The following is a 20,406-nucleotide window of genomic DNA, read 5'->3' as shown; positions in this document are numbered from 1 at the left end:
TTTTTAGCTCCTCAACAAAAAATAAGGGGAATACAGGGAAAAGACGATCTGCTCATACACATCGTCTGATGATGGAGAATGAATGGGCTGACGAAACTGATTAAAGGTCGTCTCAATACGGTTGGCGGCTTCAACTAAATTCACCGACTGCCGATCGTAGTTGACGAGCGTGACGCGGGTGTAGCCATTCTTGTGAGCCCCGCCAGAGACACGATCGCTACTGCCCATGGGGAAGCGATCAATGCCACAAAATAAGCCCGTCACTGAATTGCGTCGTACATCTTCGGGGGGCTCTACTGTGAAAGCAGGTTCACCATCCGAGAACTGGCCCAGTAAATCACCGATCTCATCGCGTAGTTGAGTCGCTAAGGGAATCAGGATTTCATCTGTCGCAATACTAGCCATGGCGCACCTCCTGAGAGTTCAAGAGTTCACTGGTATCTACTTTGTCGCGTAAGCCAGGGGGGATGTATTGACCGTTCCGGCGTTGAGTGCCACGAGGGTGATACCACCGACGATCGCGCAAATTATCCTGCATTTTTTCGGCAATATCCTCTACAAACTCTTGGAAAGCTTGATGGATAACGCTATCTGAAATCTCAGGGACGATAATCTTCGGTGACTCAAGCTCATCAACAGTAGTTGTCATCCATGGCGCAGGCGGGATGCTGCCACCGGACTTTAGCTGTGCCCCGTTATGAACAATAGGTGCATGCTCGGCGTGATAACCGATTGCGCTGGATGTTTTGGTTAGCTTTGGTGGGTTCCAGCTCAGCATCAGCCACCTCCAACTGAATAAAAGTAGCCAGAGATCGGAGACCCCAATGCCTTGGTCACTGCAACAAATCGGCTTGGGACAATCTGCGCCGCCTCAAACTCGCCATTGAACTCCAATTCAGTTGCCAGTTCCTTAAGAACAGCACGAATCCGTTTCCCAAGAGGAAAGTTGTCCGGCTGAAATTTAGGACTCACAAAATAGCCGTCTACTCGAACACGAGATACATCCGGGCCAATCTGCTCACTGAGCTTAGCCATTTCCTCAGTTGGTCTGACAGACGCTTTAATGATTTGTTGCTCTGATGGTACGGCAGGACGAGCCACGCCAAACGCATCCGTCTCAGTTGCACCGGGCACTGAGTAATAAAGAAACAAATTCTCACGCCGTCGCCAAACTGACATTAAGCACGCCCCTCCTGAACTTCAGAGATGCGCTGGTTGATTGCATTGCGGAGCGTCACACGCTTATCGCGGTTGGCCCAAGCTTGCAACAGTTCAACATCATGCTCAACGTCAACAATCTTCTCGGCTTCATCCACCGTTAGATCATCTAATGCCCCCAGTCGAGCCAGTCTGTCAGCTTCGCTCTTGGCTTCCGGCTTGGCCTCAACTTCGCCGCCACCCTTCACCCATTCAATCGCGCCCCATTCTTCATAGCGTGACAGACTGGGATGAGCCTTGATGGTTTCGACTTGGCTTTCGCTTAGGTCGTAGTTAATGCCAGGGTGGACAGGAACGCCATCAAAATAGCGAACTCCCTGAGAGGCTGGTTGTGTCTTTCGCGGGTTGTACTTAAGCAACATTTAGCCCCCTATGCTGGTTTGACGACATCAACATAACGGCCCGCCAGCGGATACTTCCACCGAACGCCAGAGATGCAGCTGTACATCGGAACAATGTACTGAGCGTTCCGGTATTCTGTTTCGAGCACCTGTGTGGGCTCAATGTGCCGATCTAAGATTTCCGCGCTTCGGGGATAAACAGCAATGCGGTCTTTGTTGGTCCCAGCACTATGCACCCCATAGCGCTCAAGCTTTTCAGATTTCAGCTCTGGCGAAGTCCCAAACGTCATCCGCGAGAACCCTGATTCTTCGCCGCTGAACAACTTACGCAAGTGTTCGATAGCACTGACTGCAGTCCCGCTAAGGCGCTTCGATGATAGTTGCTTCCACAACCGAAACGCCATCTCAATGTGATTGGGATACTCGGTCTCGTCGGTCGAATCGGTCACGGCTGCGACTTTTTCAACAAAGAAATCAACCAGGTCTTCTGCTGTTGTCGCGCCAGCATACGGATCAAAAGACGTGTCATCTACAGGAGTTAGCGGATCGTTTAGCATTCCCGTCAAGCCATACTGAGCGCTGCCAAAAGCAGTTAGCTCATTAGTGCGGCTAGCGATCGCACGTCGCGCTACCCGTTGTCGCTCGTCAGTTAGCGGCTGATTAGCAAACGTAGCGGCTTGCAATTCTCTCACGGTGTAATGAAAAGAACTGAATACGGCCACTACAGGATCTCGGGTCTCGCTGACATTGTAATCAGCCAGCGGAATATCAAAGGCTTGATCAGCGACAACAGCAGCCTGTCCACGACCTTCAATCTGTTCCTGCACCAAGACTTGAGCGCCAGGGCTTAGGTCGGCAATGGTCGGAACAAGTATTCCGTTCTCATACCGAAAGGGTCGAAACCGCTGACGAATAACGTCAGGCAGCTTCTGTTCTAAGTAACGACTTAAATGAACTCCATAATCTGTCATCGTTTCAGTACCTCAATTTTGCAAACTTCACCAGCTGCCGCGACTTCTGCAAATTTGAAGCGGGCCGAGAGATCTTCAGCCGTGGCCGTATCGGCATCAGTGCGAAATTGACCGGGCTTCCCTGTCCCACCAAACCGCACAAAGACGGTATCCGCAGGCGTTACATCTTCCTCGACAATGCCGTAGAAAAAGCCTTCGACGATATAGCCAACGGGGCGTTTGTCGGCATAACCTCGATCTCCGTTTGCGTCGATAGATTCATGATCGATCTGTTGGATCGTGGTCGCGATCGCCACACCCAGTACAGATTGACCCGCCGCCGAGATCACCGTAGCAATAGGACGCTCGCCTCGGGTAGCAGGCGTGGCTTCAACAATGACGCGACCAAACGGCAAGACGCCATCCATGCCATTAGAAGCTGTGCGGATGACAGCATGCTCTGTCGTTGCTACTTGGCCCTCAAATCCTTTGCGGTCGGTGACCGTTTCATAATTAGTAATCGCCATTAGTTACTCCACGCCTCCGAGTATTGCTTGGCAGCATCTGCACGAGCCTTATCAATTGCGCTTTCTGTAGACGGCGCGTGGTCTTGACGCGACTTCTCTAGCTGCGCCAACATGCCTTTCAGTCCGCTGCTGATTTTCTCCTGCTCGCCATCGTCATCCGCCGCATCTTGCCTGGACTGTTCGGATAACTCAGGAGCGATCGCACGCCATGCACCTTCAATAAAGCCGTCATCCTGGAAGTTAGGGTCAGCCGCCATATCTGCGCGGTGTTTGGCAATCCACAAACGTTTTACGTCAGTAGATGAAGCTGAAAAATCAGGCTCAAAATCGGCGTCCATATGCGGCAAAATGCGAGACCAGCAATCCAGCCGGTCTTTGACTTCGCTTGCTACATACTGCTGAACCTCTTTAGCATCCAGCTTTGGGGAGGTTTCTAGAGAGTCAGCTTTGGCCTTGTATTTTTTAAGGTCAGCTGTGAGAACCTTGTTTTCGCCGTCCATAGCCATGTGCTTTTTCTTCATGTCCTCATGCTCTTTGGACATGGATGAAATCGCATCAGCCAAGGCTTTGGCGTCATCGCCTTCAACCTCATAGCTTTTATTGCCGAGGGTTATTTTCATAGTTTTTCGGGGTACAACGACAGACGTTAGGGGGTTAGAGATTTCGCCATCACGCAGCAAACGATCTACGAGCGCATCATCAACAGCATCGGTATAGCTACGTACTTCAGAACCATGCCGACCGCGCTGGACAAGGGCAAAATGATTATGTTTTCTAGGCAGCTGGTGATATGGATTTTCTTTGGTGCCATCGCCATCCATCCAGTCAGTTAGGTAGGCGGGCGATATCTCTGGATACTCGCCAGACTCAACAGCCGAGATCGCATCCTTAGAAAATAGCGTTCCAACAATGCCGAGAAAGTCGCCATCAATGACAACGGAATGCCCAGTACTGCCCTGGATGTGCTGCCGCGCTGTTTCGGGAGAGATTAGTTCGTCTGGGTGGTCGAGTGTGATGACTCCCATCTTCGCCGAATCAATCGAGTCCCGATGAAATAGCTGTTGCGGTCGAATAATCTCATATCGCACACCGTCCTTCATCTGCTCGTCTTGGTACGCCAGCAATTGATTCGCCTTGCCAATACGCATATAAAATCTCAGCCGACCATCATCGAGCCGCTGCGATTTCAAGATAAATCCAGTGTCAAAACGCGACTTCAAGAAATCATCCAAAAAAGCACTATGTCGAATATAGCACTACTATTGAGAATAGCTACAACCCTCGCCAATTAAAGCCTTCAAGGGTTATTTCCTGTATACATTTTCTGTTTTTGTCAACTGGAAGTTATGTCTCAATCCATCGGAACGTTGTTTCTTGAGCTTGAACTTAATACAGAGAAATATACGGCGGGGATGCAGGCGGCCAAAGCGCAGGCCGAAAAGCTAGAGCGCGACCTAAAAAGAACTCTAAATATTGGTGGACGTAATTCGTTCGATATTGCGCCAAAAGTGGATCTGAGCGGGCTGCATGAGTTGAATCGAGTTTATGACTCGAAGATTAAGCACCGCAAGGTAGTCCAGACTGATTTAGACAGAAATCCCATCACACCTCGTGTTGATAGCTCTGCGCTAGATGCACTAGAGAAGCAGTTAGACCGGCTCAGTGGAAAACAGATTCATATTGCAACAGAGGTTAGAGCCCAGGTCTCGGCAATGGGCGGCGCGGCTGGCGGGGGTGACCACTCAAAAGAAATTGCCAGCACCCTGAAAGACATCAGCAGTGCGGTCAAGGATATTCACCAGGCGGTTAAAGGTGTTTCAAGTTTGCCGCAGGCGATCGCCAGTCAATTGCAGCCGAGCGCAGTTAGCCAGGTCGGCTCAGCGATCGGCAGCTTTTTGTCAGTACCAGGGCAGGCACTTTCTGGCGCTGTTGGAACGATTGCGACAGGGGCTCTTGAAAACGTTGGCAGGGAAGCAACGGCTGATTTTTCTAAGGGCCTGTCATCCGGAATTAACCGAGAACTTTCTTTTTTGATTGGTTCATTTGACAAAGTAGGTAATCAGCTAGGACAAAACTTAATCAAAGGTGTCCTCGATTCATTTGGCCGAGATGCCGACATGATCGCCAAGGTTTTGGAAGCGGCCATTGGCAAGCAGACGATATTGGTTGAAGGAGCGGCTGTTCGGGGTAAGCAGTCGGCTGAAGCCAGGTCAAACCGAGGGTTTGCTAGTGCGCAATCGGCAAAGGAATTTGAATTTGTAAAAAGCAATAGAGGTGAGATATCCAACCTTGCTAAGCAACTCGATACTGAATCGAAAGAACTAGCTAGAAAAGAATCTGTTATTCGAGATCGGATTGCAGAAGCCGAAAATAGTTTGGGGATGGAAGCCGTATCGCAGACATTAGAATCTTCGCGGCGTGATTACCAAACAATTCAAACAGAATTACTGAATCAGCTAAAGCGCCAAGAGCAAGCACGCGAAGATATTGATACGTTCCAAAAGAAGCTTGATACTGCCTCAAATCCTGCTACTCGAAGAGATGCTCAAGTCAGGCTGGCGCTTGCAGAAGAAACGTTTGCCGATAGCTCCGACATAATCAACGTTCTCCAGGCGCAGGCGACTACAGTTAAAGCTGATATTGATACGCTCAGTAATCGCGTTGAGATGATTGCCGAAATCGCGGCCAATCGATTCCAAGGCTTGATGGATGAGCTTACCAAGGCGGATGACCTGCTAGCCAATAAGCAACGACAATTTGAGCGATATGTCAATGCGGTTGAAACGTTTGATTTGCTAGATGTGCCAAATGATATGGCAACGTCGAGCCCAGTCGTTAATCGAGCGAGAAAGAAAGATAGCCCTGAAGCGCAACAAGTTTCGAGAAATTATCAAATCCTTGTCGGTGAAGTTGCTAAAAGATCTGGTGTTTCTTTGGCCAATCAAGACATCCCCAGACTGGTTGCCAATGATAGCTTGCAAGGTGCGAACGCAATGTTCGTGCAAGACACAAACTCAATCCAGATCTCATCATCTGTCATTGAGGCGCTTAACCAAGGAACGCTGACCGGCAAGCAGCTAGAAACCTTAGTCCATGAGCTAAGACATGCTGTACAGAGTGACTTTGGCCGGGCTGGTGAAAATATTGCTATTCCAACCCTTGCCCTTACTCCTGAGGAGCAACAAAGGTATGGGCCTGGGATAGAACGGTCTGTTCGAGGGGGCCGAGGGGGATCAGAAAGTTATCGCAGGACTATTGAATCAGATGCCTATGCGTTTGCTGGTCGTGAATCGGCTGGCATTGGCGAAGCTTTATCGCGGCAAAGGGCAATTGATTCCTTGCAGCTAGAAACGGGTATCGGTGGCGGAAAAGTCAAAGACGCATACGCTCAGCTTGAAAAGCAATATGTCGCTGAACTGCTAGCGATTCAAAATAAATTTGATATCGATTCATCTCCTGAAGCAGTCAAGGCAGTCCAGGCTTTTGCATTAGTAGAGCAACGAGTCAATGACCTGGCAAATAGCGCGGCAAATTTAGATGATTTGTCAATTGAAGAAATATCTAAACTGCAATTCCGACTTAGATCCGCACTAGAAAAGGCTGAGGCTGCACTGAAAAAGCAGGTCGAAAAATTTGAATCTACTGTTCAGGGCAAAGCCGTACTTGGCGAGCCCTTGCAAATGCCGGTCAACCCTCTAAGGGAACCAGAGCTTGTAGAAGTCGCCCAAGGTCAGCCCCAAAAACAACGCCAAGCCAGGCAAGCCACTGCTCAAGCTGGCGTTAGTCAATCGTCCAGCCCCATAGAGAACGTATCTCAGCAAATAGAGGATGTAGCCGATGACGTAAAAGAGCGACTCACCTTTCAAGATATTGAGGAAATACTTAGCGAACTCAACCAAGTCGCTGCTGGATTTAAGACAAAATACACTGAACTCAAAAAGCAGATTAAGGAAAATGTTAAAGCGGGGCAAGAGAACATCGCTAGAGCCCAAATTGAGGCGTATCTAAAAACATCAGAAGAATCACGAACTGAGATTGAGCAGGTTATTGAAATGCTCAGATCTGAGGGAGTTGATGTTGGCGTTGAATCCGCACTTGGTTCTAGGTTTCAAGGTATCAAGGGCCAACTGGCACAGAAGGAAACGTTTGCTAAACGACAGCTCAATAAACTCCCAGAAGCAACCAGCGTTGGGGGCAATATTAGCGAAGGGATGGCGCAGGGGGTAGAACCGCAGGCCGTTGTCGATGCCATTGAGAATATGGCAGAAGCTGGAATTAAAGCGGCTGAGGACACACTTGAGATTCAGTCGCCGTCTAAAAGATTTTTTAGGATGGGTCTGTTTAGTAAGCTGGGTTTTAATCTTGGATTCTCCAAAGGTCCGTCCACTGTCAGCGCAGATCTTGAGGAAGAGCTTAAGGCTGCACAAAAAGCAGTAGAAGAGTTTGCCCGTACCAAGAAAATCAACAAAAACGATACCCAATTTACGAACCGTCAGAGCGCGGCAGAGCAATCCCTGAATGAAGCTGAACAAGCATCAGCAAAATTTGATAGGGCGGAGATGGAGATTGAGCGCCGCTTTGCTAAATCTCAGTCCGGACTAGACAACACACTGATTCAAGCCGAGGCAGGGACAGAAAGTCTTGTTGGACGCATCAACCGAGTGCTGAAATCTGAGGGGATTATCAATGGTGGCGGATGGCTCGCCGAACTAAAGGATCAGGCGCTAGGGGTAGTTCAAGGTTTTCTTGGATTTGGGGCGCTCTCATTTGTTGGTCCCATGCTGGGGGAATTCGCCAATCAATCCATGAATGCCGCCACGCAGCTAGAGGGCTTGCGCAATACATTGAAACTGCTTGAGGGCGACTCTATTAGCGCGGCTCAAAGTTTAGATGATGTATTTGCTAGGGCTAACGAACTGGGAGTTGATGCACGCGCATCGGTAAGCGGCTTTGTTCAGACTCAAGCGGCAGCACGCGGGACAAGTCTTGAGGGTCAAGGTGCAGAAGACGTTTTCGACGCGGTACAGCAAGCCTCAGCGGTATTTCAGCTATCCGGAGAACAAACCGAACGCACCCTTTTAGCACTGCAGCAGATGTTGTCGAAAGGAAGTGTTCAAGCAGAAGAATTACGAGGTCAATTAGGTGAGGCGCTTCCAGGGGCGTTCCAAATCGCCGCGCGGTCAATGGGTGTGACAACCCAGGAGTTGTCAAAAATGCTGGAGCAGGGACAGGTTGTTAGTGACGAATTCCTGCCCGCCTTTGTCCAACAGTTAGAAGCCGAAACCTTTAGCGGGCTAGCAGCATCCGCCGATTCTGCCCAGGCTTCGATGAACCGATTCAACAATACTGTATTTGAATTACAGGCGAGTGTTGGAGAAAACCTTCTCCCGGCACGGCAAGTCGGAGTGGAAGCGTTAACGGCAGGGCTGAAACTAGCTCAGGACAATGCTCAGTTGTTAATCATTACCTTCTCTGCATTGTCTATCTCGATGGCGATGAAGCTGGGAGGCGCTGCGATCGCAGCCGCCAAATCCCTTGGCATCATCCCGCCCGCAATGACAGGCATCCGAACCGCGACGACAGCCACTATTAAGACGTTGGCGGTCTTTGCCGTTAAAATCGGCCTAATCAATGCGGCGCTGAAACTTGGACAGATTGTATTTAGCGCCTTCGGTGAAAATGCTGGCGAGCTTGGCGATATTGTTGAGTCGAATACTGATAGGCTAGAGCGCTTTGCCGATTCATTAGATCGCATCGTAGGCAGTGGAGAAAAAGCTGCTGACAGCCTGGGCGGGGTAAAACTGACTGGCCCTATCAGTGTATTAACCGAAGGGATAGGTGGCTTCCTTACGAACGAAGCGTCCAGGAGTGGAGCTAGAGGGCTTGCTGACCGCACTGACATTATTGGTCAAGCGTCTAATTTCATCAAAAATCGCTTTGCTCAAAAACAACAAAATGATGCTCTTGAAGCGGCGGATGCACTGCAATCCAATACGGCTAGTGTGATTGCGCAAGCTGCAGAATTTACATCAGGGCCTCGCAACGACGAACTACAGCGGTTTGGTGAGCTAGATAAAGAACTCCAGGTATTGCGGCAGCGACTTCGGGCAACAGAAGCGCTCGACACTGACAACCTAGCTAAGCAAAATTCACTAGAAGAGCAAATCAACCGGAAGCTAGAAGAGCGTGAACGGCTGGTCGGCGATGTAGGGACGACTCGCCAGGTAGTTGATGAGCAACTGAAAACTCAGGAGGACGGGCTTGCTGCACTGAAAGTTCTTTATGAGCAAGGCAGTATCACAGCCGAAACGTATAACACGGCAGTTGCAGACCTCACCCCGCAAATCGCATTACTAAAAGCACAACAAGAGTTATTTAACCAAGCGCTTGACCAATCCGTTGTTGATATTGAACGTATTGCTGATGCAATTTCTGATGTAGCCGCCTCCCTCGATGCAGCGGCAATTAATTCAGCACGGGCGGGGTCTATTGGCCGTAGCAATCTAGCCAGAGCACAGATTGCAGGTGCATCTGAGGGGCAAGTCGCTAGTCTGTCGCGGGGGCTAGAACAGCAAGCACTAGCATCTGAACTATCCGCCACGGCACAGACCATTGCTAAGCTCAACGCTGAACTAAATTCAGTCGATTTAGCCGACAGCCTCAATGCATTGGGAGGACGAGAGGCATTGTCAGGGCTCAGAGCGCCTGAACTTGCCCGAATGCAGGACCGAATTGGCGACATAGACCCGGCACTAACAACAACGCTGGACGCGCTGATCAATCTAGATGAACTCGAAACTCAGGCGCTTGATATCCAGGCTCGTATTGATGAATCAGCGGCGTCGGCGGCCATGGACCTGCGTGCGCTGGGTGAATCTATCACGGATTACTACCAGGGCATCTCTGAAAGCTTTGAGTCAACAATGCTCGAAGTTGAGCAAACGTTAGCGCAGGCTGAATTTAACCAGTTGCAAGCCGACTTAACCCGCAGTGTCAATAACATCACTGACGAGTTTTTGGGCACCTATACCGACACGATCACCGATACTATCCAATCGATCTTTGATGGCGTAATGGAAGGGCTGCAGCTAGAGTCCACGATTGCTGGAATAACACAGGGGCTTAATGGAACGATCCAGGAGGGGATGGGCTTGATGGGGCAGATACCAGGGCAAATGCCTGTGCTTACTTCAGGTGTGGCTACTGATGTCGTCAATCTTGCTGAACAATGGGATGGGAAGCACTTCAATGAAGGCGTATTTGCTCAGTGCGCTTACTTTGTCCGAGAGGTGTTCAAGAGCGCAGGGATAGAGCTTGGGGTGAGCGCTGACAAACTATCTTCAGGAGACCCCAGGGCGGGTGAACTGGGGGCCGGGTTCGCTTCTTCTTTGATCGGCTCTGATATTGGGCAAGTGGGCAGAACATCCGACCCAACTGCTATTCCCGCTGGCGCAATCGTAGGATTCACAAATACATACGGCAATTTTGAGCAAGGTGCAATCACTCACGTCGGGGTATCCACTGGCGACGGGCAGATGGTTGATAGATCCACTCAGTCTAGACCTGTGCAAGAACGCGCTATCTCTACATTCAAGCCTGACGCTCAAGGCCAATACGTCTACGTAATACCCAGTCAGCTTGCCGCCCCCGCTATGGCCAACTTGCCTCAAGCACAGGCGCGACCGCAGACGGATTTCTCCAACCTCACCGTCAAAGGGCAAGCGGCATCTCAAGAGCAAATCAATAACGCTCGCATCATTGCTGAAGTAGGGCGGTCACTGGGGGCGAATAACGAAGAGATTGCAGGCGCGATCGCAACCGCTATCCAAGAATCCAATTTAATCAATCTCACTGGCGGCGACAGGGATTCACTTGGCTTATTCCAGCAGCGACCATCAATGGAATGGGGTAGTCGCAATCAAATCTCAGATCCGGTCTTTGCGGCTGAATCATTTTACACAGGTCGTGGCAGCAACATTGGACTGCTCGAAACTCAGCGGGGGCAAGATATTTTTGCGAGGTCTCACCAGGTGCAACGCTCTGCTCATCCAGACGCACCACGTCAATGGGACCAAGAAGGTCAAGCGCTGGCAACGGCCCTTACGGGAGGAGGAGTATTCACAACGCCAGCAGTCAACACCAGCGGCATTACCCAAGGGCAAGACTTGGCAGCGCTCGGTGCAAACCAGCAAATCGATGCAGCCCAGCGACAATTTGACGCACAGCAAGATCTGAGACGGGCCGATGCTGAAGCCAATACCCGCAAACTGCAGCAACAGTTGCTAGACGATCGTCGCCGTGAAGATGACTCTCAGCTACAGCGAGAGCGCGAAATTGAAGATGCAAATCTCGACCTGGCCCCCGACAATGCCACCACTCGCCGGACTAGGGACTTTATCCAGTTAGACCGCGAACAGGCTGACAGTACTCGTGATCTGCAACGCCAAATCGAAGACATGGAATTGTCTTACGATTCAGCTCAGCAGTCTATTGATGAATTCAATCGCACTATTGAAGCGGCTGAGGCTACTGGCGGCGACCCATTCTTGATTGCTCAATCGCGTGAGCAAGTCGAATCGCTCAGAGAGGCCCAGTCCGATCTGCTCCCAGCAATAGAAAATCGCCGCAAACATCTAGCCGACATGGAGGCACTACACCTTGAGGAGCGAAAACAGCTAGAGGTAGAACATGAATTGGCTGTCGAAGCTGAGCGCATTGCTAAGGCCAGGGCCGAGGCTGATATCACAGGAGATCTTTCACGGTCTCAAATTGAGCTAGCTCGCCAGAATGGAGCCCAATCCGTAGCGATAGGGCTCAACGCCGACATCCAAGTCACGGAGCTAGATCTAGAAAGGGCTGAAGCCTTACTCAGTCTCAGAGAGCAGCTTGCCAACGAACAGATCACAGACGAAGAGTACGAGCTACGGCTGAAGCTGGTCACAGAAACATTTGACAATCGTCAGGAGTTGCTAGGTCGTGAAAATGACAGAGAAAATCGCGGCCAACAACTCAGGGATGATCGAGCTGTCCTCGACTCCAACATGGATGTGGCTAATGCTGCGTTGTCCCTGGCTGATCAACGCGGGTTTGGCAACTCTCGACAGATGAATGAACTCAGAGAGAATATGGCGATCGCTGAAGAAAATATGCGATTTGCCGAGCAACTAGAGTCTATCCGCAATAATGCCCATCTATCTGCTGATGCCATCGAAAAGATGACAGCCAACGCCGAATTAATGCACGAGCTTAATTTAGAGGGCATTAATGCGCAATTCTCTGAAATGACGGAGATTTTGCAAATGGCACAAGGGCACGCTACCGACGCATTTGCATCATTCCTGGATGGTTCAAAAACAGCGGGCGAGGCATTCAGCGGCTTTATCGATTCAATGATTTCTGGCTTAGCCCAAATGGCCTCTCAATTGCTGATGCAAGAAATCTTCGGCGGCTTATTTGGTGGGCTAGGTGGTGCAGCCGGTGGCGGTGGCGGCGGTGGTATCTTTGGCATCGTTAAAGGCTTATTTGGCGCAGCCGATGGCGGCTACGTCCCTAACTTCATGTCGGGAGGCTCCATTGCGGATGCCTACCGTCGTGAGTCGATGGCACCCGGCAAGCCCCGGTTAGCCATGCTCAACACCACTGAAGCCGTCCTAACTCAACGGCATCAAGCACAGATCAACGCAATGCTGGCCCCCATGGGTAGTTCGCTGGATCAAGTCTTCGCTGGGAATTATGCCGGTGGCGGCTATATGGGGCAGAGGGCTGCAGCAGGAATTACACCCAGTGGAGTACGAGAGGCACCGGCTATTTCTATCTCAAACCAGTTCGCTAGCACTGGTGATTCACAGCGCGATGGTGAATTTGCCAAGAAATTGGAGCGGAGGCAGGCGGCGTTGGTGCGGCAAATTATTCAGGAGGAGCAGCGACCTAGGGGGCTGTTGTCGCGTTGACGCTCCGTGGCGCATACTCGTTCACCCATTTAGTAAATTCCGTGATAACCAGAGTATTCAGCAACCAACTGACGGGCTTTCCAGGCATCCTCATGGAACGACGCCCAATCTCCACGCCCAGAAGCAATCGTGCCAGAAGCAACATCAATGATTGCCTGACCAACTAGGGTCCCATCGCGAGAAATAACCTTTGCTTCAGATAGCACTACATCACCAGGAGTGATGTCAATCACCTGCGAAATAATGTAACCATCATGGGTTAAGGTCACTATCCCAACATGAAGCGTGTCCTCATCTTGAAAAAACCTATAGCAATGACTAGGTCCAACAAATGTCCAGGACTGATCTCGCCGACAGGAACGAAGTGCGGTCGGATTGATTTCAACATATTGCGCCCGCGCCTCACTCTGAAAGCCCAATGCACCCGCCGCGATCGCACTCGCTAACACCAAACTTTGTAGAAAACGTTTCATTTTTACCCCTTTACCATTGGTTAAAGTTTGAAGCGCACCCTTATTCACCTATTGCATTGTTCGCACTTTGGCCAAAAACCGTCCGCCAAGCTTCAACAGTTCCTTCTCCAATATCATTAATTACTTCGCCGCCTCTACCCTCAATGGACACACGGATGATGGCTTCTCCTGCTGGAGCGCTGGCTAAAATCTGTTTTTGCTCATCGTCTAGCGTGAAGTTGCCGTTTACTCCTTCTAGCGAAAAAACGATATCGCCAATTTTTACGTCTAGCGCATTGGTCTCGTACCAAATGACGTTCGTTCGGCAGGAGAAAACCCCACATCGTTTCTCCCGTCTGCGTGCGACAATCCTTACGCCTTTTTCTGACCAAATTGAGATGACCGATTCGTCCCAATTAGACCAGGCAAGATTACCTGAAAAATTATTATCTGCAACGGCTAGATACTCACCATCAAACGGGTGAACGATAAGTAGGGGACGAGACCAGGGTAGGTCAAAAACGCTATCACGCCAGTCGTTTATTTCTAGGCGCTCTATTTCTCCATCATTAAAAGTTTCTTCAGTATCATCTGTTTCACAGAATGCGGACGCTCGATCTTCGCAATTAGCTTTAACTGGGATGTCTGTTGAGAGGATTACCGAGGTTGCGATCGCAAGACAGCCAAAGCTTTTGTATAGAAATTTCATTACCTGAGAAAATAGTAAGTATCCCTACTTTCTCAAAGTATTTTTCCTGACAGGACCCATATAGATCGCTTTACAGGTTTGAAACACAATCTTGGGTGCCTGTTAGTACAGAGATTTGTAGTACACGGCAGATAACAGCTAAAATTGATTGATTGCTGCAAATCATTCAATGTGAAGCAATTAAGCAAGCTACATAGCAATCAATCAATACCTACCATCGTTTTATTATTCAGTTTTCAATGTCATAAGACACTTGAGAGTGAGATCTCAGGCTACACCCCTGCCGACTCCTGCCCTTGCACTTCAGTAAACTGGTCAGGTGTTAAGCCCATATCGGTCAGTTGCTCATCAGTGAGCGCAGCTACACCGGTCTTATTCTCAATACTTATGGAACTGGAGGAAATAGACCCATTTGTTTCTTTAGGAGATATAGATCGTTCTCTACCTCTAATGATTGAAACTGTCGATTGAGTTGATCCAATGAGGCTGCCTGAGTCTTTGCGGTAACGGTATGTCCTGGATCTCGTTTAACCGTCTGTTTCAGCTCGTCCAACTCAGACTGGACTTCATAGTTTTTCCAAAACTCTTCGTAGTAGTCAATGATTGATCCACCGCAATCACTACCACAGAGACTATCTAAAATCAGTAGGCCGCCAACGATCGGCAAAGTTCCCATTACAAACATGCCTAACTGCATACTACCAAAACCAACCCATGCAGCCGTAGCGCTCGCATGGGCCGCTCCGTGTAGAGTTCCAATGGCAGTTCCAGTCCCAGCAACACCGACCGCATTAGCAGCCGCATTGATAATGGGCGTACTAGCAGTTAGAGCTGTGCCCGCAGCGATTTTAGAATCCATGGTCTAAGCAAAGAGGTCAGATAGCTACTACTACTTTCTTCGCTGTCGCCCTCGATCCGAACGCAGGCTAATAACCATAACCAATCCACATCTAAACTATCCCCATTTTCCGGGGTGAAGTTATTGAGTCATTATTGATCTACCACTCAATCACCACAATCAATCCACCACTTCCCCCTCAATAGACAGCATTGATCATCCCCAAAAAAAATCCCTCGGCAGGTACAAGCCAAGGGAGGTGAGTAAGTGCATTTAGAGTCCGATGAACACCCTGTAGTATCGACCTCCGAATGCTTTTAAAAGTTGCGAAAGAATGCTCAATGCTATCTATTGAGGGGGTTAACCAAAAGTCTCATTTAGTTAAAGCATCCCGACAGATGAACGCCTCAGGGAAGTTTTTAGTGTAGTTTCCCTACATACGACACATGAAACTTACCCCGGTTATCGCTTCGTTTGCGTTGTTTTCTGCTGCTCCCTCGGCATTGGCTACACCTGTGTGCTACATGGATATGTATGGGGTGCGCACGGACCTGAGTTATATGTGCAACGAGCGGGACGTAGCGGCTCAGGCGAGAGAGGAGCAAGCGATTGCCGCGCTTAATCAGCAGAGGCTATCAGACTTATCTACCTATGGCGTTTGGGCTGTCGGCAATAATATAAGGGGGACTCTAAGGAATTCTGGTGCCTCGCCTATTAGCAACATTACGCTCACTATTCGTGCTCAGCAAGAAGGACGGTCTGAAGAGTTCAGGGAAGTCACTATCGATCAGGTTGGCGGGCGAACTGAGGCTGATTTTGTGGCGACGTTCAACCATTTGCCAGAAGAATGGTCGATTCAGAGCATTGAGATTGAGTAGCAGGCTAAGCTAAAAGTCTACTAAGCCGCGACCGTTCTGATAGCCCCTGAATAGTGATGGATAATTGATCTGTTGCTGTTCGGGGACTATTGCTATGCGTAAATACTGGCTGCCTGTAACTTTGTCCCTGCTGCTTGTGACAGGAGGTATAGTACTACTATCCCTGCAAACCAATGACCCAGAAAGACTAAGCGCTAAAACACTTGCAAGCCAAGAATCATTCAAGACTGAGGCGGCTGCGATGGAATTGGATGATCTAATCATTGAATCTGGAGTCAACAAAAGCAATCATGAACAAATGGTATTGGTGTTCGATCCTGGTTGGTGGCAGCTAGAGGATTCAAGACAAAACTATATTGCTCATGAGCTCATGCTATCTTGGAAGGCTAAATGCGAATGTGATTCACCTGGCATGTATTTTGTTGATCAAGACGGAAATGAAGTAGGGGTAGGAACGGCCACACATATCCGACTGAACGTTCAGAAAGACTGATAATTGTGGCGGGCTTATTGTATTCCTGCGTGCAAACTCCATGTCGCCCCTGACTTCGGTTGGGGGTTTTGTTTGGGGCCCACAAAAAACAACCGCCCCGAAAATCCCCAGGGCGGTTGTTTTTTGTTGCTTCCAATCGGTAAAGTCCAAGACTCCACTATCAGGGACATCAAAGGCATCCTAAAAGAAGAGTTTCCAACTATTCCGATCTGAGCTGACCGGTAAAGGAATTCATCAGTCTCTATTCAAGACAGGCAAGGAGTCAGGTTTCCAACTATTCCGATCTGAACTGATCGGTAAAGCTGTCGATGTTTGTTGATTATATGTCAGCGCAATATCGAAAAAAGTTTCCAACTATTCCGATCTGAACTGATCGGTAAAGACTACTATGCAATAACTAGTAGTTGGTGCGTCCAGGGAGAGTTTCCAACTATTCCGATCTGAACTGATCGGTAAAGTTCTTCCGTGAAGCTGCGAAGGCACGGCAATCTCAAACGCAGTTTCCAACTATTCCGATCTGAACTGATCGGTAAAGACACCCCCAGCAGAAGCCCGTCATAGAGCACGCCCCAGACGGCTAAACCACGGATGCCGATAATCCTATCCTATCAGCCTTCAGGATTTACGGCCTCAAGCACTGAAACCCTTGTCAAATAAGGCCCCACGGATGTCAACCAAAACATAGGGCTTTCAGCGATCAGCCGATGTCCGTGGGTGGAGGCAGTACCTTCTCATTCCTTTAAGCTTTTCCCGCTACCCTCAACCCTCCCTGGGCACACTAGGGCTATCTGCAAAGCGTCCGCAATGCGGAACACCTGATCCCCCTAGGAGTACGCCCTGGGGGCTTTGCTTTGGGGTGGGGGTGGTGTAGACGGGCATTAAATAACCCCCAACACGCAAGGCATTGGAGGCGGCTTTGTTATAGAAGTTGAATAGGCAGTATGTCTGCCCTCAGTGTCTAGAGTGCCCAGTTCTGTAGGGAGCGATCGCACCTTTCAAAGGTTCACACTCCCTCAAGTTCTTATTGGGTCTGAGAGAGTTGATTACGATAAGGGTTACGGCTTCAGTGTTCAGCATGATCGGGGTAAAACACCGATCATGCTGCTTTGGCATATTACCTAAAACTATCTACTAGTTTTCTCAAGCTTCCAGAGCTGATTTCTTACTGCGCCATTATCTGGCCAAAGCTGTATTGCTCCTCCATTTATACCAACTTGATGACCATGAGCATCAAGGAACTTCACTTGTTTTGCACGTGGACTGGCACAAATGATTCTGTAGGTGTCGTCACCAATCGGATTAATTTGCCACTGCTGATGTGGCAAGCCGTTTGATGTCCAGAGTTGGACTTTAGTTCCAGGAGTACCTAAACCATAGCCATCGGCATCTAGGTAGCCAGTTTCGAGATTATGCCACAGGCTCACAATAGAATAGTAGTTGTCGGTATTGGCGATCCGTTCCAGTTTCCATTTTTGATGCGGTGTACCATTTGGCATCCAGAGCTGAACTTTAGTCCCATCTACTTTAGGACTGTTGCCGTCAGCGTCTAGGCACCTGCCTCCTGCTGCGGGATCGGCAGAGGATATGACGTAAATTCCACTAAGGTCAACAGAATCAGCAGCAGCATTATTCGTTGAAGCAGTAGTTACCATAAATGTAAACCCCTGAAGAAATAGTGTTCATTTAGGCTAATCGTTAAAGTTGAACAAGGCATCACTAACTTTACTTAGATCTGAGATAAAGATGGAAATAAAGCTAGATTTTGTACAGCCTTGAATTTATAAGCCCTACTTGACGCTGATGAATATTGTCAGTGTCGTTTTTGAGAATTCCCAATCTAGAATCTCTTTCACTAATCCTCAAAAAGATATAGTCTCAAAAGATGATTGAGTCTTGCTGAAGTTTTTTGCGCCCACCACACAACCCCACAACTACCCCCTCCACCCCCCAGACAACCTCACCTCCGACCTTGGTCTTGCATTTCAGCCCTGAAGCCTCCCCAATGCTCCACCAAGGTCTGACCGAGACTGAAGGACGGTGCCACGGCGGAAAGTCTTTAGGAAATATACAGAACCTTTCAGGCGATCGTTCAAGGCTGCATGCTAGGTTGGGCGATGTCTACCTGATCCTCTTGTCAGGGGATTAGGCAGAACAATTCTAGATAATCTTCTTGCAGGGGTGTTAACCAGACATTTTCTGAATAACTCCTATGCTCAGAGTATTATCCAGAAAAAATCGGTATACATAATCGTTACGCTGACAAAGATGCTCGACAACAATCACACATCGTTTTTCCCGCCGCAATCGAACTGTACGCTCTGGCGGTACATGGACCTAACGAAATTGCTTAGCCTCCTTGAAACCAGCAAGCTTTTCTTTCCGCGATCTGATAAGTTTGACGATCCCTACGAGGGTGCATGGTCGAAAGCGGGGATCAAGCTGCTCCGTGATCCGGCAACAAACGGAGGGTTACCGCCAGAAGCCGTCGACCAATTCATTGCGGGCACCCAGCGACAGCGACAAGAAATGTTCATTAGCTGCTGGTTTGTAAGTGATCATGAGTCCGCAGCAATGTGGCAACTCTACCTTCAAAGCCCGGAGGGAATTGCGATAAAGACCGATCACGACTCCTTGACTAAGGCAATTGATGCAGCTCCGTTTATGGGGCGCACTACTATGGTTCGCTATATCGACTACGAAACTACACCAATCCCGTTTGGGAACGGTTTTTTCCCTTTCATCCATAAACGACTTAGTTTCGCACATGAGAACGAACTCAGGGCAATTGTCTGGTCCCGAGAAAACGTAAACAAACCGCAAATACCAGCCGGTTCCACGTCATTAACTATCGACATCGAACCAGCTGAATTGATCAAAGCGATCCACGTTTCTCCTAAGGCACCAACTTGGTTCGGCCAGCTTGTTGAACAATTGATAGCGAGATATTCTTTAACAATACCAGTAATTCGTTCCGGACTTTATAATCGGCCAACATACTAGTCGGCCTAATTGGGATTGGGAGAATCCTCACGACTCCTCTTCCCTCAAACAACCCCAACACCCTCTCCGACCATTTCAGGTGCTGATAGGTGGTCATGTTAATCATCTCAACGCCTCATTCAGAATGGCCTAATCGATAAAAGCCATTCTTGCCAGTATCCCGAATGGCCTTAAGCGCTTCCTTATGCATCGCCGCTGGCAAAAGCACACAGCCTGGTACGTACAGCAAATCGCATCCCTTATATTTCTTGAGCCACTTGGCAATACTGGCTCGATCACTAACACCCTTAGGCGGCATCTTGGCTTTAGCCGTCAGCCCAGCAGCCCCCTTCTCCAATAAGCCAGGGAAAGCCATACCCCTTTCAACTGATTCCTTAAGCACTGACTCCAAAGCTGCATGAGAATCCCACAACTTCCCATCATGGATAACCCAGCTATGAAAGGTATACAGATTGTCGTAGCTGCCCATGCTGCTATCCCATGCGAACGCCTGCCCAGCCATTGCCTTAGCGTCATTACCTAAGCACTGAGCCCCACGATAAGCACGATACAGGCAGTCATAGCCCATATACTCGCTGACGTGGATAAACTCGTCGTCCAAGTTTGAGATCGCGACTGGCTTGGTGTGATTTGTCCGTGGTGCAGTCTTTCCAAACCCTTTGGCCATCTTTTAGCCCTCATCTACTAACGCATTATTCAAAATCGCTACGACCTGAACCAGTAGCTCATGATCTAGGCGCTCAAACAGCTTCCCGGCTACCTCTTCAGCGCCAACCCCCTCAGCCCAGGAAACCGTAATTCGCTTTGTCCCACTCAGGCGTTCTCTTACGAACTCAGTGGCCTTTCGCTTATACTGTGGCCGCTCAAGCAGGTTCATGGGGGCTGGATTCTCCTCAACCCATTTCTCTAACTCAGTCCCGATTTTGTCTACCTGTTCTTTAACCTCTAACTGCTTGGGTGTTGGCTTATGCTGGTTTACCCTGGGGCCTAACTTCACCGCCTCACTCTGACCTAGCAAACCAGAGTGGTATAACTCCCTGGCAATCTGGG

At 49.3% G+C, this 20,406-nt stretch carries 17 protein-coding genes and 1 CRISPR repeat array; of the genes, 4 read left to right on the top strand and 13 right to left on the bottom strand.

The annotated features are described in order from the left end of the window. Window positions 1–3: 3 nt before the first annotated feature. Genes QGP82_RS05320 through QGP82_RS05290 form a run of 7 tightly spaced genes read right to left on the bottom strand, consistent with a single transcriptional unit; the run spans window position 4 to window position 4,256 of the window. Window positions 4–405, bottom strand: a complete 402-nt coding sequence (locus tag QGP82_RS05320; protein ID WP_499057516.1) for a hypothetical protein — start codon at window positions 403–405, stop codon at window positions 4–6. Further along, window positions 398–778, bottom strand: a complete 381-nt coding sequence (locus tag QGP82_RS05315; RefSeq protein ID WP_499057514.1) for a hypothetical protein — start codon at window positions 776–778, stop codon at window positions 398–400. Before QGP82_RS05315 ends, QGP82_RS05320 begins: the two co-directional genes overlap by 8 nt. Beyond that, a complete protein-coding gene (locus QGP82_RS05310) occupies window positions 778–1,179 on the bottom strand; it encodes a hypothetical protein (protein ID WP_499057512.1) in 402 nt (133 codons plus the stop codon). The genes QGP82_RS05315 and QGP82_RS05310 overlap by 1 nt, the downstream gene beginning before the upstream one ends. Then, window positions 1,179–1,580 carry a hypothetical protein gene (locus QGP82_RS05305; protein WP_499057511.1) on the bottom strand — a complete coding sequence of 134 codons (402 nt, stop codon included), beginning with the start codon at window positions 1,578–1,580 and terminating at the stop codon, window positions 1,179–1,181. The genes QGP82_RS05310 and QGP82_RS05305 overlap by 1 nt, the downstream gene beginning before the upstream one ends. A gap of 8 nt (window positions 1,581–1,588) precedes the next feature. Next, entirely contained in the window at window positions 1,589–2,530 is a 942-nt protein-coding gene (locus tag QGP82_RS05300; RefSeq protein ID WP_499057509.1) for a major capsid family protein, read from the bottom strand. Then, window positions 2,527–3,036 carry a structural cement protein Gp24 gene (locus tag QGP82_RS05295; RefSeq protein WP_499057507.1) on the bottom strand — a complete coding sequence of 170 codons (510 nt, stop codon included), beginning with the start codon at window positions 3,034–3,036 and terminating at the stop codon, window positions 2,527–2,529. Before QGP82_RS05295 ends, QGP82_RS05300 begins: the two co-directional genes overlap by 4 nt. Further along, on the bottom strand, window positions 3,036–4,256 hold the full coding sequence (locus QGP82_RS05290) for a DUF2213 domain-containing protein (RefSeq protein ID WP_499057505.1): 1,221 nt from the start codon (window positions 4,254–4,256) through the stop codon (window positions 3,036–3,038). The genes QGP82_RS05295 and QGP82_RS05290 overlap by 1 nt, the downstream gene beginning before the upstream one ends. Window positions 4,257–4,382: 126 nt before the next feature. Between QGP82_RS05290 and QGP82_RS05285 the strand changes: the two genes are divergently transcribed. After that, window positions 4,383–12,986, top strand: coding sequence for a tape measure protein (locus QGP82_RS05285; RefSeq protein WP_499057503.1), 8,604 nt, complete (start codon window positions 4,383–4,385; stop codon window positions 12,984–12,986). A gap of 29 nt (window positions 12,987–13,015) precedes the next feature. On the opposite strand, the gene QGP82_RS05280 is transcribed toward QGP82_RS05285, so the two are convergent. From QGP82_RS05280 to QGP82_RS05270, 3 genes are all read right to left on the bottom strand, one after another. Next, entirely contained in the window at window positions 13,016–13,459 is a 444-nt protein-coding gene (locus tag QGP82_RS05280) for a hypothetical protein (RefSeq protein ID WP_499057501.1), read from the bottom strand. A gap of 40 nt (window positions 13,460–13,499) precedes the next feature. Beyond that, window positions 13,500–14,147 carry a hypothetical protein gene (locus QGP82_RS05275; protein WP_499057499.1) on the bottom strand — a complete coding sequence of 216 codons (648 nt, stop codon included), beginning with the start codon at window positions 14,145–14,147 and terminating at the stop codon, window positions 13,500–13,502. Between the two features lie 385 nt (window positions 14,148–14,532). Further along, entirely contained in the window at window positions 14,533–15,006 is a 474-nt protein-coding gene (locus QGP82_RS05270) for a hypothetical protein (protein WP_499057497.1), read from the bottom strand. 425 nt (window positions 15,007–15,431) lie between these two features. Between QGP82_RS05270 and QGP82_RS05265 the strand changes: the two genes are divergently transcribed. Continuing rightward, window positions 15,432–15,863 (top strand): hypothetical protein, encoded by a 432-nt coding sequence (locus QGP82_RS05265; RefSeq protein ID WP_163697262.1) that lies wholly within the window; start codon window positions 15,432–15,434, stop codon window positions 15,861–15,863. Between the two features lie 94 nt (window positions 15,864–15,957). Then, entirely contained in the window at window positions 15,958–16,356 is a 399-nt protein-coding gene (locus QGP82_RS05260) for a hypothetical protein (RefSeq protein WP_163697264.1), read from the top strand. 190 nt (window positions 16,357–16,546) lie between these two features. Further along, window positions 16,547–16,891: a CRISPR direct-repeat array (repeat unit 37 nt; unit sequence AGTTTCCAACTATTCCGATCTGAACTGATCGGTAAAG). 589 nt (window positions 16,892–17,480) lie between these two features. Here the strand turns inward: QGP82_RS05260 and QGP82_RS05255 are convergent. Continuing rightward, a complete protein-coding gene (locus QGP82_RS05255) occupies window positions 17,481–18,008 on the bottom strand; it encodes an RICIN domain-containing protein (RefSeq protein WP_499057495.1) in 528 nt (175 codons plus the stop codon). A 613-nt stretch (window positions 18,009–18,621) separates the two neighbouring features. Here QGP82_RS05255 and QGP82_RS05250 point away from each other — a divergent pair. Beyond that, window positions 18,622–19,356: a hypothetical protein gene (locus QGP82_RS05250; protein WP_499057493.1), complete on the top strand. Its 735-nt coding sequence runs from the start codon at window positions 18,622–18,624 to the stop codon at window positions 19,354–19,356. 115 nt (window positions 19,357–19,471) lie between these two features. Here QGP82_RS05250 and QGP82_RS05245 read toward each other — a convergent pair whose 3' ends face one another. Together QGP82_RS05245 and QGP82_RS05240 are read right to left on the bottom strand one after the other, a co-directional pair. Continuing rightward, window positions 19,472–20,023 carry a hypothetical protein gene (locus tag QGP82_RS05245; protein ID WP_499057491.1) on the bottom strand — a complete coding sequence of 184 codons (552 nt, stop codon included), beginning with the start codon at window positions 20,021–20,023 and terminating at the stop codon, window positions 19,472–19,474. A gap of 3 nt (window positions 20,024–20,026) precedes the next feature. Next, window positions 20,027–20,406 (bottom strand): hypothetical protein (locus QGP82_RS05240; RefSeq protein WP_499057489.1); only part of this gene is annotated, 380 nt, incomplete at its 5' end.

The organism is Leptothoe sp. LEGE 181152 (genome assembly GCF_032906605.1).
Taxonomy (GTDB): Bacteria; Cyanobacteriota; Cyanobacteriia; order Phormidesmidales; family Phormidesmidaceae; genus Leptothoe; species Leptothoe turfae.
Note: the sequence above shows the minus strand (reverse complement) of the source record. Positions and strands in the feature narration are given on the sequence as shown.